The 14103-nt window shown below is 60.1% G+C and carries 12 protein-coding genes; 7 read left to right on the forward strand and 5 right to left on the reverse strand.

The features are described 5' to 3' along the window. Nucleotides 1-25: 25 nt before the first annotated feature. Nucleotides 26-952: a pseudouridine-5'-phosphate glycosidase gene (locus AF71_RS05095; protein ID WP_025661688.1), complete on the reverse strand. Its 927-nt coding sequence runs from the start codon at nucleotides 950-952 to the stop codon at nucleotides 26-28. Between the two features lie 28 nt (nucleotides 953-980). Beyond that, a complete protein-coding gene (locus tag AF71_RS05100; protein ID WP_026371473.1) occupies nucleotides 981-1925 on the reverse strand; it encodes a carbohydrate kinase family protein in 945 nt (314 codons plus the stop codon). A 240-nt stretch (nucleotides 1926-2165) separates the two neighbouring features. On the opposite strand from AF71_RS05100, the gene recA reads away from it, so the two are divergent. The 3 genes from recA to AF71_RS05115 all read left to right on the forward strand — a co-directional run bounded on the left by recA (nucleotide 2166) and on the right by AF71_RS05115 (nucleotide 7060). Continuing rightward, nucleotides 2166-3254, forward strand: coding sequence for a recombinase RecA (recA, locus tag AF71_RS05105; RefSeq protein ID WP_016554154.1), 1089 nt, complete (start codon nucleotides 2166-2168; stop codon nucleotides 3252-3254). A 154-nt stretch (nucleotides 3255-3408) separates the two neighbouring features. Further along, nucleotides 3409-6069 carry an alanine--tRNA ligase gene (gene alaS / locus AF71_RS05110; RefSeq protein ID WP_169680260.1) on the forward strand — a complete coding sequence of 887 codons (2661 nt, stop codon included), beginning with the start codon at nucleotides 3409-3411 and terminating at the stop codon, nucleotides 6067-6069. 139 nt (nucleotides 6070-6208) lie between these two features. Continuing rightward, on the forward strand, nucleotides 6209-7060 hold the full coding sequence (locus AF71_RS05115; RefSeq protein ID WP_169680261.1) for an AraC family transcriptional regulator: 852 nt from the start codon (nucleotides 6209-6211) through the stop codon (nucleotides 7058-7060). Between the two features lie 11 nt (nucleotides 7061-7071). Here AF71_RS05115 and AF71_RS05120 read toward each other — a convergent pair whose 3' ends face one another. The 3 genes from AF71_RS05120 to AF71_RS05130 all read right to left on the reverse strand — a co-directional run bounded on the left by AF71_RS05120 (nucleotide 7072) and on the right by AF71_RS05130 (nucleotide 9517). Then, entirely contained in the window at nucleotides 7072-7692 is a 621-nt protein-coding gene (locus AF71_RS05120; protein WP_169680263.1) for a glutathione S-transferase family protein, read from the reverse strand. 88 nt (nucleotides 7693-7780) lie between these two features. Then, nucleotides 7781-8227 carry a GNAT family N-acetyltransferase gene (locus AF71_RS05125; RefSeq protein WP_169680265.1) on the reverse strand — a complete coding sequence of 149 codons (447 nt, stop codon included), beginning with the start codon at nucleotides 8225-8227 and terminating at the stop codon, nucleotides 7781-7783. 78 nt (nucleotides 8228-8305) lie between these two features. Further along, nucleotides 8306-9517 (reverse strand): NADP-dependent isocitrate dehydrogenase, encoded by a 1212-nt coding sequence (locus AF71_RS05130; protein ID WP_018854858.1) that lies wholly within the window; start codon nucleotides 9515-9517, stop codon nucleotides 8306-8308. A 187-nt stretch (nucleotides 9518-9704) separates the two neighbouring features. Between AF71_RS05130 and AF71_RS05135 the strand changes: the two genes are divergently transcribed. The 4 genes from AF71_RS05135 (at nucleotide 9705) to murI (ending at nucleotide 14017) form a co-directional block, all read left to right on the forward strand. Next, the gene (locus AF71_RS05135) at nucleotides 9705-10235 is read left to right on the forward strand and encodes a hypothetical protein (RefSeq protein ID WP_169680267.1); all 531 of its coding nucleotides are present in this window, start codon (nucleotides 9705-9707) and stop codon (nucleotides 10233-10235) included. A 130-nt stretch (nucleotides 10236-10365) separates the two neighbouring features. After that, entirely contained in the window at nucleotides 10366-12348 is a 1983-nt protein-coding gene (locus AF71_RS05140; protein ID WP_192240607.1) for an FUSC family protein, read from the forward strand. A gap of 57 nt (nucleotides 12349-12405) precedes the next feature. Continuing rightward, nucleotides 12406-13236: an RNA methyltransferase gene (locus AF71_RS05145; protein ID WP_018854861.1), complete on the forward strand. Its 831-nt coding sequence runs from the start codon at nucleotides 12406-12408 to the stop codon at nucleotides 13234-13236. Next, a complete protein-coding gene (gene murI, locus AF71_RS05150; RefSeq protein WP_018854862.1) occupies nucleotides 13217-14017 on the forward strand; it encodes a glutamate racemase in 801 nt (266 codons plus the stop codon). Before AF71_RS05145 ends, murI begins: the two co-directional genes overlap by 20 nt. The last annotated feature ends 86 nt before the right edge of the window (nucleotides 14018-14103 follow it).

Consider the following 14103-nt stretch of genomic DNA (forward strand, 5'->3'; position numbering starts at 1 on the left):
GGCGCCCAGCGCCCCTTTTTCAAACTCAGCCAGCCAGCGCGACGGCAATTTCTGCCGCGAGTCGAGCATTGTTTTCCACCAACGCAATGTTGGTCTTTAGGCTCTGGCCGTCGGTCAGGTCGAAGATCGTGCTGAGCAGGTAAGGGGTTACTTCCTTGCCGCTGATTTCGTCGCGCTCGGCGCTGTCGAGGGCGCGCTCGATATAGATTTCCATTTCCTCGCGGGGGATCTCGTCTGCCTCCGGCACCGGATTGGCAATGAGCATGCCGCCGTCAATGCCGAGCTGCTCGCGTACAGTCTGGAAGTTGGCGATGGCAGCCGGGCTGTTCAGCGTCAGCGGACTGCGCAATCCGGACGAGCGTGACCAGAAGGCCGGGAATTCCTCGCTCTCGTAGGTGACGACAGGCACGCCCGCGGTCTCCAGGACTTCAAGGGTCTTCGGTATATCGAGGATCGCCTTGGCGCCGGCGCAAACGACGATGACGCTGGTGCGGCCGAGTTCCTCGAGGTCAGCGGAGATATCGAAGCTTTCTTCCGCGCCGCGGTGGACGCCACCGATGCCACCCGTTGCAAAGACCTTGATGCCGGCACGCTCGGCGGCGATCATCGTTGCTGCGACGGTCGTTGCGCCGTGACGGCGCTCGGCGATCGCAAAGGCGAGATCGGCGCGCGAAACCTTGAGGACGTCCTTGGCCTGCGCCAGTTGCTCCAACTGGTCGGATTCGAGGCCGATATGCAGCGTACCGTGAATGACCGCGATGGTGGCTGGGACCGCGCCCTGCTCACGAATGAGCGCCTCGACGCTGCGGGCCATCTCGATGTTGCCAGGGTAGGGCATGCCATGGGTGATGATGGTCGATTCAAGCGCCACAATCGGCGCGCCGCGCTGCTTGGCGCTTGCGACTTCCTTGGAGTAGGCGATCGGCAGGAGGGGGGAGATCGGTTTCGTCATTGTCGCTTCCATTTCATCGGTATTGCCTTCAATGCAAAATTCTCGCCGGCGGAACAAGGGAAAGCGTCTCCCTCACGAGATCTGGGGAGAGGTTTTCATTGACGGCATGCGGCGATTGTACGGTAAGTGCCGCGGCCGCGGCGCCCTCCCTGATGGCATCGGCCAAGGAAATTCCACGCATCAATCCGGAGATAACGCCGGCTGCAAGCGAGTCACCCGCCCCGGTGACATCCGCGACATCTTCGAGGTTTGCCGGCTGCTGGGCAACAACATGGCGATCCGCGAAGGCGATCAGCTCGCGTTGGCCGCGGGTGACGACGCCACCGCGTAAACCGATGTCACCCAGCAGTGACGGCCAGTGCGCGGGATCGTTTGGGCGCTCGCCGGTCAATGCGGCAGCCTCGGCCTCGTTGAGGAAAAGATAGTCGATCCCTTCGATGCATGGTTTGAGCTTGAGGGCCTTCGCGGGCGAGATGGCGATCGCGCCCACCGGCTTGCCGAGAGCTTTTGCGCGCTCGACGATCGATGCCAGCGTCTCTGCCGGCAGGTTGGCATCAATGAGAATGAAATCGGTGGCGGCAAAGGCGTCACGTACGGCACGGATCGAAAGGCGCCGCGGCACGAACATCCGATAGAGATCCATGTCGGCAAGCGCAATCACGAGGTTTCCGTCGTTCTCGATGATTGCGGTGTAACTCGGCGTCTTCCGATCCAGGAAAATGAAGGGGCGATCATGAACCCCAGCGAAGTCGGCCGCCTCGCCGACCATCTCGCCGATCGGATCGCCGCCACGCGGTGAAATCATCGTCACATCGAAGCCCAACCTGGCAAGGTTGCGCGCCGCATTGAAGCCGCCGCCGCCCGGCTCCTCAAACCACGAGCCTGGATTGCTGGCGCCTGGCACGGTGTCGCCTGAGATGCGTCCGCGCCTGTCGATGTGGGCTCCGCCGAGGACAAGAATCTTCCGCTTCATTTCATCGTCCCGCATGGTCGAAAGATACGAATCGTCCTGCCGCCGCTGGTCGGCTGGCGACCAGAGCGCTATATCTAAGCCGTTGCTTTCCATCACGAAAACAAATGTAGAACACTGGCAAGTTTACCTTTTTGTTTCAATTATTTGCACGCAACTTGCGCAATGAGAACAAATGCGGTACAAAATCGCCATCGCTGGCGACATTGCTTGAGCGGCTTCAATAACCTAAAGGTGGATCGAATGTCACAGAATACATTGCGGCTTGTAGAGGACAAATCGGTGGACAAAAGCAAGGCACTTGAAGCGGCACTCTCACAGATCGAGCGGTCGTTCGGCAAGGGCTCAATCATGAAGCTCGGCTCGAACGAGAACGTCGTCGAGATCGAAACGGTTTCGACAGGTTCTCTCGGGTTGGATATCGCGCTCGGCATCGGCGGCCTTCCAAAGGGCCGTATCATTGAGATTTACGGACCAGAAAGCTCGGGTAAGACGACGCTGGCGCTGCAGACGATAGCGGAATCGCAGAAGAAGGGTGGCATCTGTGCCTTCGTCGATGCGGAACACGCGCTTGACCCGGTTTACGCCCGCAAGCTCGGTGTCGATCTGCAGAACCTCCTGATCTCGCAGCCGGATACTGGCGAGCAGGCGCTCGAGATCACCGATACGCTGGTGCGTTCCGGCGCTGTCGACGTTCTTGTCGTCGACTCGGTTGCCGCGCTGACGCCGCGTGCCGAAATCGAAGGCGAAATGGGCGACAATCTGCCGGGCCTTCAGGCGCGCCTGATGAGCCAGGCGCTGCGCAAGCTGACGGCTTCGATTTCGAAGTCCAACACCATGGTCATCTTCATCAACCAGATCCGCATGAAGATTGGTGTCATGTTCGGTTCGCCGGAAACGACGACCGGCGGCAACGCGCTGAAATTCTATGCGTCCGTTCGCCTCGACATCCGTCGTATCGGTGCAGTCAAGGAGCGGGAAGAGGTCATCGGCAACCAGACGCGCGTCAAGGTCGTCAAGAACAAGATGGCGCCTCCCTTCAAGCAGGTCGAATTCGACATCATGTATGGTGAAGGCGTTTCGAAGACCGGCGAACTGGTCGACCTTGGCGTCAAGGCGGGTATCGTCGAGAAATCAGGGGCCTGGTTCTCCTATAATAGCCAGCGTCTTGGCCAGGGCCGCGAAAATGCGAAGCTGTTCCTGCGTGACAATCCGGATCTCCTGCGCGAGATCGAGACGGCGCTTCGTCAGAATGCTGGCCTGATTGCGGACCGCTTCCTGCAGAATGGCGGCCCTGATGCAAATGACGGCGACGAGGCTGCAGACGGCTGATTTGCCTGGCGGTTTCCCAGAGTTCAAAACCGGTCGCATTCCTAATGAGATTGCGGCCGGTTTTGTTTGTCTGCTGGACAGTGGTTAAGGCGAGCGATAAAAGCCACTGGATTTAAGTTTTGACCTGCCTTCCGGCAGCATTGAAGGGCATAGCATGAGCGGTGTGAATGATATCCGGTCGACCTTCCTCGACTACTTCAAGAAGAACGGCCACGAAATCGTTCCGTCGAGCCCGTTGGTGCCGCGCAACGATCCGACGCTGATGTTCACCAATGCCGGCATGGTGCAGTTCAAGAACGTTTTCACCGGTCTGGAGCAGCGTCCATACAAGACGGCCTCGACCGCGCAGAAGTGCGTCCGCGCCGGCGGCAAGCATAACGACCTTGATAACGTTGGCTACACCGCACGCCACCACACCTTCTTCGAGATGCTCGGCAACTTCTCATTCGGCGATTACTTCAAGGAGCGGGCGATCGAACTTGCCTGGAACCTGATCACCAAGGAATTTGCGCTCGACGCCAAGCGGCTGCTGGTCACCGTCTATCACACGGATGATGAGGCCTTTAACCTCTGGAAGAAGATCGCAGGCCTGCCGGACGAGAAGATCATCCGTATTCCCACCAGCGACAATTTCTGGGCGATGGGTGATACCGGCCCGTGCGGCCCATGCTCGGAAATCTTCTACGACCACGGCGCTCACATCTGGGGCGGCCCTCCCGGTTCGCCGGAGGAAGATGGTGACCGCTTCATCGAGATCTGGAACCTCGTCTTCATGCAGTACGAGCAGGTCACGAAGGAAGAGCGCATCGACCTTCCGCGTCCGTCGATCGATACCGGTATGGGACTGGAGCGCGTCGCCGCAGTTCTGCAGGGCAAGCACGATAACTACGACATTGACCTGTTCCGTGCCCTGATCGAGGCTTCCGAGGAGGTCACGGGTGTAAGGGCCGAGGGCGAGCGCCGTGCGAGCCACCGTGTCATCGCCGACCACCTGCGCTCCTCTGCGTTCCTGATTGCCGATGGCGTGTTGCCGTCCAACGAAGGCCGCGGCTACGTGCTTCGCCGCATCATGCGCCGCGCAATGCGCCACGCCGAGCTCCTGGGTGCCAAGGAACCGATGATCTGGAAGCTGTTGCCGACACTCGTTCAGGAGATGGGTCGCGCCTATCCGGAGCTGGTGCGTGCGGAATCGCTGATCTCCGAGACGCTGAAGCTGGAGGAAACTCGCTTCCGCAAGACGCTGGAGCGTGGTCTTTCACTGCTTTCCGATGCAACGACGACGCTCGGCAAGGGCGACATGCTCGACGGCGAAACCGCGTTCAAGCTTTACGACACCTATGGCTTCCCACTCGATCTGACACAGGATGCGCTGCGCGCCCGCGAAATCGGCGTCGACATATCAGGCTTTACGGACGCCATGGAACGCCAGAAGGCCGAGGCGCGTTCGCACTGGGCCGGCTCCGGCGACAAGGCTACCGAGACGATCTGGTTTGAACTCAAGGAAAAGCACGGCGCGTCCGAGTTCCTCGGCTACGACACTGAGACCGCAGAAGGCGTTGTTCAGGCCATCGTGAAGGACGGTGCCGCGGTCGATGCTGCGTCGGCCGGCGACAAGGTTCAGATCGTCGTCAACCAAACGCCGTTCTACGGCGAGTCCGGCGGCCAGATGGGCGATACCGGTGTCATCACCTCCGATACCGCGAAGGTTGAAATCACCGACACCCAGAAGAAGGGCGAGGGCCTCTTCGTCCACATCGGCACTGTTGTCGAGGGCACAGTGAAGGCCGGCGAGCCGGTTGCGTTGACGGTCGACCATGCGCGCCGTTCGCGTCTGCGCGCGAACCACTCCGCCACCCACTTGCTGCACGAGGCGCTGCGCGAAGTGTTGGGCACGCATGTGGCTCAGAAGGGCTCGCTGGTTGCGCCCGAGCGCCTGCGCTTCGACGTTTCTCATCCAAAGCCGATGACGGCCGACGAGCTGAAGGTCGTCGAGGACATGGCGAACGAGATCGTGTTGCAGAATTCGCCCGTCACGACCCGCCTGATGAGCGTCGACGACGCGATCGCGGAAGGCGCAATGGCGCTGTTCGGCGAGAAATACGGTGACGAAGTTCGCGTTGTGGCCATGGGCCAGGGCGTGCGTGGCGCAAAGGCCGGCAAGGCCTATTCGATCGAACTTTGCGGCGGCACGCATATCGGCGCGACGGGGCAGATCGGGCTGATCCGCATTCTTGGCGAAAGCGCGGTAGGCGCCGGCGTGCGTCGTATCGAGGCGGTCACCGGCGAATCTGCGCGCGAATACCTGGCGGAGCAGGACGAGCGCGTCAAATCGCTCGCAACGTCGCTGAAGGTGCAGCCGGCGGATGTTCTTGCTCGCGTTGAGGCGCTGGTGGACGAACGCCGGAAGCTCGAGCGCGAGCTGGCCGATGCCAAACGCAAGCTTGCGATGGGCGGAGGGCAGGGCGGCCCTGCCGATGCGGTTCGTGATGTTGCCGGCGTCAAGTTCCTCGGCAAGGCAATTTCCGGCGTCGATCCCAAGGAGCTCAAGGGCTTGGCCGATGATGGCAAGGCAAGCCTCGGTTCCGGCGTCGTCGCGTTGATCGGCGTCGCCGAAGACGGCAAGGCGAGCGCAGTGGTTGCCGTGACCCCGGACCTGACGAGCCGGTTCAGCGCCGTCGATCTCGTGCGCGTTGCGTCGGCGGCTCTTGGGGGCAAAGGTGGCGGCGGTCGTCCCGATATGGCTCAGGCCGGTGGTCCGGATGGGACGAAGGCTGATGAAGCCATTGAGGCCGTTGCGGTCGCACTGGCAAGCTGAGCGAATTGAAGTTTGTAAAGGTCTTAGAGAGGCGGGGCTGGTCCCCGCCTTTTTCTTTGCGGATTCGCCAAAGTCCGCAGGATTTGTCAAACCGGGCTATGGTTTTCTGCAGCCGATCGATTTGCAGGAGGTTTTGACAATGAACGGCGAAACGGCATGGGCGCTCTACGAGAACCGTCTCAGACGGGTATCAGCCTATATCCATGATCATCTCGACGAAGAACTCGACATGGATAAACTTGCCGGGATCGCCTGCATGTCGAGCTACCACTGGCATCGGATCTATCGCGCGATTTTCGGCGAGACACTCGCGGCGACAGTCAAGCGATTAAGGCTGCATCGTGCAGCCGGGGACATGGTTCGCACGGATCTTTCTGTCGGGGAGATAGCAAAGCGATCAGGCTATCCCAACCTCCAGTCTTTTAACCGTATCTTCAAATCGGTCTATGGCATGCCGCCAGGTCAGTACAGGAAAGAGGGAAGCCATAAAGCCTTTGAACCCTCACCTAACGGAAAGACTGCAGCGATGTTCGACGTTACCCTACGGAAGATTGAGCCAATTCAATTGCTCGGAGTGCCGCACACCGGCTCGTTCATGCAGATCGGCAAGGCGTTCGAGACCTTGTTCGGCACGCTCTATGCGCGCGGGCTTGCCAAGCCGACGATGCGGATGATCGGTGTTTATCTGGATGATCCCGATATCGTGCCGTCCGAGAAGCTGCGCTCGATCGCATGTGTGACTACGGACGGCGAGGTTGTCGCGACGGCGCCGTTCGAAGCGCGGATGCTCGACGGAGGCGAGTATGCCGTACTGCGTCACAAGGGGCCTTATGCAGACATGCACAAGGCTTACCAGTGGCTTTATGCGGAATGGTTGCCCGCCTCGGGTCGGCAGCTTCGCGACAGTGTGATGTTTGAGGAATACCTCAACAACCCACGTGAGGTGCCGCCGACCGAGCTCTTGACCGATATCTACATGCCGCTTGCCTGAGCGACCTGTTTCTACTGGGCAGCCTTCATGGCTTCGTCATCGATCGCGGTGGCACGCTTGTAGGCCGGGCGATCGGAGATGCGGCCGAGATAGTTGAGGAACGCTGGGCGCTTTTCAAGCGTACCTGTGCTCATGCCCCAGCCAATATGGGAGCCGACGTAAACATCGGCTCCCGTGAAACGATTGCCGGCAACGTAAGGTGTGGCACTGACGGCGCCTTCAAGCGCGTTCATCACGTCGGCGAAACTGCCATATCCCGCCATCCGGGCTTTGTCTGGTGGCGTTTCGAAGCCCAATGCCTTGTTGGTCGCCGCTGCCTCCAGCGGTCCGGCGGTAAAGAACATCCAGCGGTAGTAGCTGCCGCGTTCATCTGATGTTGGAGCGAGCCCGGCTTCGGGGAAGGTCTCAGCGAGGTAGGCGCAGATCGCTGCGCACTCAGTCACGATCGTTTTTCCGCGCCTGATGGCCGGGACCTTTCCCATCGGGTTGACGGCGAGATATTCAGGCGCCTTCATCGTTCCGCCGAAGGTCATGATCTCTGTTTTGTACGGTACGCCTGTCTCTTCCAGCATCCAGCGGGCGATGCGGCCGCGCGACATGGGGTTCGTATAAAATACCAGTTCGTCTGCCATGAACTCCTCCTCGTTTGCTGAATGCAGCGTATCAAGTCCGCCATCAGGGACATAGGACAGAGAGGTCCGGCGCAAAGGCCCTAACTATCTACAGCGGCTTGCGATATTGGATGAAACCGGATCGTTCGGCGATCCTGTCGTAGAGTCTTCGGGCGGTGGCGTTTGTTTCATGCGTCATCCAGTAGAGCCGGCCAGCCCCATTCGCGCGGGCAAGATCCGCCACGGCATCGATGAGAGCCGCACCTGTGCCGAGACCGCGCTGCGTGTCGTCGACATAGAGGTCTTGAAGATAGCAGGTCCATTTCGGCAGCCAGGTCGAACGGTGGAAAATCGCATGAACGATACCGACAAGGCGGCCGCTGTCGTCGAAGGCGCCAAGCGCGTGCATGTCTTCGCCTGGATCCTGAAATCGGCTCCAGGTCAGGTTCGTCGTCTCGGGCGGGATAACAACCTCGTAGAAGCGCTGGTAGCCGGCCCACAGAGGCTCCCAGGCGGCCCGGTCGGATGGTTGCAGCGGACGGATTGTTATGGTCATCCTCTTGTTCCCTTTGCTTGTCCTTGAAACGAAAACGGCGGGGAAATCCCCGCCGTCCATTCGGATATTGGTCTTGGCTTACGCCATCGCCTTCTGCAGGTTCTGATCGATCTTGTCGAGGAAGGCAGTCGTGGAGAGCCACGGCTGATCCGGACCGATGAGCAGCGCCAGGTCCTTGGTCATGAAGCCGGCTTCGACGGTGTCGACGCAAACCTTTTCGAGCGTCGCTGCGAACTTTGCGAGTTCCGCATTGTCGTCGAGCTTGGCACGATGGGCGAGGCCGCGGGTCCAGGCGAAGATCGAGGCGATTGAGTTCGTCGAGGTTTCCTGGCCCTTCTGGTGCTGGCGGTAGTGGCGGGTAACCGTTCCGTGTGCGGCTTCGGCTTCGACCGTCTTGCCATCCGGCGTAAGCAGAACGGAGGTCATCAGGCCGAGCGAACCGAAGCCCTGGGCAACCGTGTCCGACTGGACGTCGCCGTCGTAGTTCTTGCATGCCCAGACATAGCCGCCGGACCACTTCAGCGCCGAAGCGACCATGTCGTCGATCAGGCGGTGCTCGTAGGTGATGCCGATTTCCTTGAACTGGTCCTTGAACTCGGTCTCGTAGACTTCCTCGAAGATGTCCTTGAAGCGGCCGTCATAGGCCTTGAGGATGGTGTTCTTGGTCGACAGGTAGACCGGCCACTTGCGCATCAGGCCGTACATCATCGAAGCGCGGGCGAATTCGCGGATCGACTCGTCGAGGTTGTACATGGCCATGGCAACGCCGGCGCCGGGGGCGTCGAAGACTTCCTTTTCGATGACCTGCCCGTCTTCTCCGACGAACTTGATGGTCAGCTTGCCCTTGCCCGGGAATTTGAAGTCGGTCGCGCGGTATTGGTCACCGAAGGCATGACGGCCAACGACGATCGGCTGCGTCCAGCCGGGAACCAGGCGCGGAACGTTCTTGCAGATGATCGGCTCGCGGAAGATGACGCCGCCGAGGATGTTGCGGATCGTGCCGTTCGGGCTCTTCCACATCTGCTTGAGGTTGAATTCCTTGACGCGTGCCTCATCCGGCGTGATTGTCGCGCACTTGATGCCGACGCCGTGCTTCTTGATGGCGTTGGCGGCGTCGATCGTCACCTGGTCATTTGTGGCGTCGCGGTTTTCAACGGAAAGATCGAAGTAATCGATCTCGAGGTCGAGATACGGATGGATCAGCTTATCCTTGATGAGCTGCCAAATGATGCGAGTCATTTCATCGCCGTCGAGATCGGCGACGGGATTGGCGACCTTGATCTTCTTCATGTATCTGCCTCGTTAAGCTTGGAAGGGACCGACGTCCCGGGTGGGTGATATAAAAATCCCGAGCGCTATAGCATTGTGGACCGGGAGTGCAAAGCCGGAAGCAGGATGCGGCGGCGTTTTTGCGGCCATTGCCAAGCGGAGGAAAATGGCTAGTCTCCGGCGCAAAACCATTGCCCGGATATTCGCCATGAAGAAGATTCCCCTCGTCCTCGCGATCCTGCTCGGTTCGACCCCGCCGATGCTTGCCGCCGACGTTACCGCGCCTGTGAAGGAGATCATGGATGCGACGATCAAGAACTGGTCGGGCGCAGATAGCGACTGGATCGACATCTTTGATCCGGGCAAGCTATCGCGGCTTTACAGCAAGGATTTCGTGACGAAATACCAGGCAGCGATCCAGAACCCGGCTGCTGACGAAGATGGTGTCTCGCCCTTCGACTACGATGTGATCGTGAATGGTGAGGATGCGTGTCCACTCGAAGATTTGACCTATGAGCCGAAGCCGACCGCCGGTGGCGCGACGGAGGTCGTCGTCACCTTCAAGAAGGCGACCTGCATGGACGACGGATCGGACAAGCAGGCGGTGACGACCGTTCGATTCGAGATGCTTGAAGAAGCCGGCAAGCCTGTTATCGACGACATCGTCACCGAGGGCGATCCCGGGCAACCGGCGAACTCGCTCAAGAATACGATGGTGCAGATCGCCAAAGGTCAGTGAAGCGCGGACTGCATTTTTCCAACGAAGCCTGTGTGCTACGTTTTCGTTGTTGAAGGGCGGTCGCTTCGGGTGATGGGGCCGTCCTCGGTGTGTCGAGAAATTCCCTCGGCCATTGGCTGTCGGGGGCTGAATGAGAGGCCAGGGCTGCTTGCTTTCCGGTTTTGATTTCCGCGACTGGCTTCTCGCCAACGACCCGGCGCTCTCGCGCTTGCGAATGGCGTCGCGGGTGACGCTGACAATGGCGCTCTCGTTCGGGGTGCTATTGGCAATCGACAGGCTGCTGCTTCCGCTTCCGACCGCTGCATATGGGTTGGGGCTTGTCCTGTCGATCGAGGGTGGCGTCGCGGTAAAGGACAAGGGGAGCGCACCGCAACTCGTGACACGCTTGCTCGGCTGTGCCGCAAGTGTCTGTGTCGTCGGCCTTGCCGCGGCCCTGGAAACAAATCGCATCGTTTCGGATGTGGCCTTTCTCATCATCATCTTTCTTGCTGCTGCCGGGCGAGTGTTCGGGCCACGCGGACACGCAATCGGCATGTTCGCCTTCACCTCCTATTTCATGGGTGCCTATTTCCGCCCCCCGCTTGGTGAGCTTCCGCTGATTGCAATGGGGCCCATCGTCCCGGCATTGATCGGGCATGTCGTGCGCTCTCTTGTCCTCCCCGATGATTGGCGCCCGGATCTCTTGCGCTCACTCGAAAGTGTGCGCGGCCGCATCAACCAGATCCTGTTCAAGATCGCGACGCTCGCCTCCGTTGGGCGAATGACGGCGAGGGATGCGCACAAATTAGAGCAGTTGGAAATCCGCCTGAAGGAAGTCGTTCTGATGGCCGAGGGGTTCATTCCGCGGCCGCCGTCCGGCGTGTTTGATGGTACCGAGCCTGCGGCAATCCTGGCGATCCGACTGTTCGACGTCCACCTTGCCGCGGAGAGTGCGATTGTGCTGAGCTCGCAGAGCTTGCCGCCGTTCGCTCTCGTTCATGCCGTCATCGAGGGCGATCCCGTTCTGGTGGAGGCGAAGAAATCGGATGATCTGCAGGCCAAGACGGCTCGGTCCTTGATCCGGCTGGGAGAGGCGCGAGTGCTCCTCTCGGAAACGATCGAGAAGGGCTATTCGACAGGATTTGCCGAAGTCTGGGCTGTAACCGAAGCGACTGCTGCTCCCGCGAAGATCGACTTCTCGCTGGCCAATCCCCTGATCCGCGCGGCCCTGCAGATTACGCTGGCATCGGCAATCGCAATGACCCTCGGGCTGATGCTGTCACGCGAACGTTGGTTCTGGGCGGTGCTTGCGTCCTTCCTGGTGTTCACCAACACGAATTCGCGTGGTGATACGGCGATGAAGGCCCTGCAACGCTCGCTTGGGACGCTGTTCGGGATTGCGATGGGCTTGTTTCTCGCAACAGCCCTGACGGGGCATATGGCGGTTGCCCTAGTAATCACCACGATTGCCATCTTTCTGGCCTTCTATTTTCTTCAGACATCCTACGCGATAATGACGTTCTTCGTATCGATTGCGCTTTGCCTAGTCTATGGCATGACGGGATCGCTGACAGTCGACCTGCTGTTGCTGCGCGTCGAAGAAACAATGCTTGGGGCTGCGGCGGGCACGTTCATTGCCTTCGTCGTTTTTCCTGCGCGAACGCGCAGCGCGCTCAATACGGCGCTGGCGACGTGGTTTTCGGCATTGGAAGAGCTGCTTTCTGCCGCAGCGGCGGGCGAAGCAACGAACGCGCTGATCGCTCTTTCGCAGAAGCTCGATGCGGCTTACCGGGACATAGCTGCAGCTGCCCGCCCACTCGGTTCGACCTGGTCGGTTGTCACCAGGCCGGGACACATACGGCAGACGCTCGCGATCTTTCTTGCGGCGACCTATTGGGCGCGAATCCTGGCGAAGGATTTCGACAGGAGCGCGTGTGACAACGATGGCATGAAACTGATCGATGCTGAACGTGAGCGTGCGACGCTTCTCGCAAAGCGCCAGTCTGACTGCTTCTTCGTCGACCAAAAGGCCAGCAGTGCACCGGAACGGCATTTGCCGCTGTCGCATGCGGGTGCGCGCCTTGGGGTCGAGATGATCGGCTCGACGCTCGATCGCCTCTACCCGAATGGTTGACCCTTGCCGTTTCGGCCCGGCTTGGCTATTCCGCCCGTAGCAAAAGGATCCAGCGTCATGGCAGGCACGAACAGCGAGCGGCAACTTCTCACGGAAGGTCCGGTAATCATTCTCGTCGAACCCCAAATGGGGGAGAACATTGGGATGGTCGCGCGGGCCATGGCGAATTTCGGCCTCTCGGTACTGAGGCTCGTCAATCCGCGTGACGGTTGGCCGAACGAGAAGGCACAGGCCGCCGCCTCGAAGGCCGACCACGTCATCGAGGGCACCAAGGTCTACGACACACTCGAGCAAGCTATCGCCGACCTGAACTTCGTTTACGCAACGACAGCGCGTGAGCGCGATGGCTTCAAGCCCGTACGGTCGCCCGTCGTGGCGGCGCAAACGCTGCGCGCCAAATTCCAGGCAGGCGAGGGCAGCGGCATCCTGTTCGGCCGCGAGCGCTGGGGACTCACGAACGAGGAGGTTGCGCTGGCCGACGAGATCGTCACCTTCCCGGTCAATCCTGCCTTTGCGTCGCTCAACATCGCCCAGGCGGTATTGCTGATGTCCTACGAGTGGATGAAGTCGGGCATGGAGGATGTCGGATCCGTTCCCTTCCAGGCGATGTCGCAGACGCAATCCACGAAGGAACAATTGTTCGGTCTCTACGACCAGTTGGAAGAAGCGCTGGATGCACGCAATTATTTCCATCCGCCCGCGAAAAAGCCGAAAATGGTAGACAACCTCAGGGCAGTCCTTTCCCGTCGCGCGTTCACGGAGCAGGAAATCAGCGTGTTGCGCGGCGTAATCTCCTCCCTCGACCGCTTCTCGCGGAAATATCCGCGCGGGAGGCGGCCGCCCGTCGACGTCAAGGAACAGTCGGAAGATGACAGCAGCGCTGAATGAGCTGAAACCGGTTCTGGTCTTCGATTCCGGTATCGGAGGGCTGACCGTATTGCGGGAAGCGCGCGTGCTGATGCCGGAGCGCGGCTTCATCTACATTGCTGACGATGCCGGCTTTCCCTATGGCGGCTGGGAAGAGCAAGCACTGAAGGAACGGATCATTGGTCTTTTCGCCAAGCTGCTTGACGAGCATGATCCCGAAGTCTGCATCATCGCCTGCAACACGGCCTTTACGCTTGTTGGCACCGATCTGCGTGCGGCGTTTCCGCAGATGACCTTCGTCGGCACGGTACCGGCGATCAAGCCGGCCGCCGAGCGGACACGCTCGGGGCTTGTCTCCGTGTTGGCAACGCCGGGTACGGTCAAGCGGGCCTATACGCGCGACCTGATCCAGTCCTTCGCGCAGCAGTGCCATGTGCGTCTGGTCGGGTCCGAAAATCTGGCCCGAATGGCCGAGGCCTATATCCGCGGTGATGTGGTGTCGGATGAGGCTGTTCTTTCCGAGATAGATCAATGCTTCGTGGAGAAAGACGGATCGAAGACCGATATCGTCGTGCTCGCCTGCACGCACTATCCCTTCATGGCGAACGTCTTCCGTCGACTTGCGCCCTGGCCGGTAGATTGGCTCGATCCCGCTGAGGCAATTGCCCGGCGTGCCCGCAGCCTCGTGCCGCATGTCGCCGATGCCGTGCATCCCGATAATTTCGACTTTGCGGTCTTCACCTCAGGCAATCCCGATTTTGCGACGAGGCGGCTGATGCAGGGTTTTGGTCTCAAGGCTTGATGGGCTGCTTGCAGGGCTGACCGGCTGGTCAGGCGGCTCCCGCGCAATCGCGTCGAACGTTGATGCGATAGGGGCTTTCGCAAGAT

It is taken from the genome of Rhizobium sp. 57MFTsu3.2, from assembly GCF_012932765.1.
In the GTDB taxonomy this organism is placed as follows: domain Bacteria; phylum Pseudomonadota; class Alphaproteobacteria; order Rhizobiales; family Rhizobiaceae; genus Rhizobium; species Rhizobium altiplani.

What these genes read in the sequence shown, in the direction of transcription:
- AF71_RS05095 (WP_025661688.1), bottom strand. Translation starts at nt 952, where the DNA reads ATGACGAAACCGATCTCCCCCCTCCTGCCGATCGCCTACTCCAAGGAA.
- AF71_RS05100 (WP_026371473.1), bottom strand. Translation starts at nt 1,925, where the DNA reads ATGAAGCGGAAGATTCTTGTCCTCGGCGGAGCCCACATCGACAGGCGC.
- recA (WP_016554154.1), top strand. Translation starts at nt 2,166, where the DNA reads ATGTCACAGAATACATTGCGGCTTGTAGAGGACAAATCGGTGGACAAA.
- alaS (WP_169680260.1), top strand. Translation starts at nt 3,409, where the DNA reads ATGAGCGGTGTGAATGATATCCGGTCGACCTTCCTCGACTACTTCAAG.
- AF71_RS05115 (WP_169680261.1), top strand. Translation starts at nt 6,209, where the DNA reads ATGAACGGCGAAACGGCATGGGCGCTCTACGAGAACCGTCTCAGACGG.
- AF71_RS05120 (WP_169680263.1), bottom strand. Translation starts at nt 7,692, where the DNA reads ATGGCAGACGAACTGGTATTTTATACGAACCCCATGTCGCGCGGCCGC.
- AF71_RS05125 (WP_169680265.1), bottom strand. Translation starts at nt 8,227, where the DNA reads ATGACCATAACAATCCGTCCGCTGCAACCATCCGACCGGGCCGCCTGG.
- AF71_RS05130 (WP_018854858.1), bottom strand. Translation starts at nt 9,517, where the DNA reads ATGAAGAAGATCAAGGTCGCCAATCCCGTCGCCGATCTCGACGGCGAT.
- AF71_RS05135 (WP_169680267.1), top strand. Translation starts at nt 9,705, where the DNA reads ATGAAGAAGATTCCCCTCGTCCTCGCGATCCTGCTCGGTTCGACCCCG.
- AF71_RS05140 (WP_192240607.1), top strand. Translation starts at nt 10,366, where the DNA reads ATGAGAGGCCAGGGCTGCTTGCTTTCCGGTTTTGATTTCCGCGACTGG.
- AF71_RS05145 (WP_018854861.1), top strand. Translation starts at nt 12,406, where the DNA reads ATGGCAGGCACGAACAGCGAGCGGCAACTTCTCACGGAAGGTCCGGTA.
- murI (WP_018854862.1), top strand. Translation starts at nt 13,217, where the DNA reads ATGACAGCAGCGCTGAATGAGCTGAAACCGGTTCTGGTCTTCGATTCC.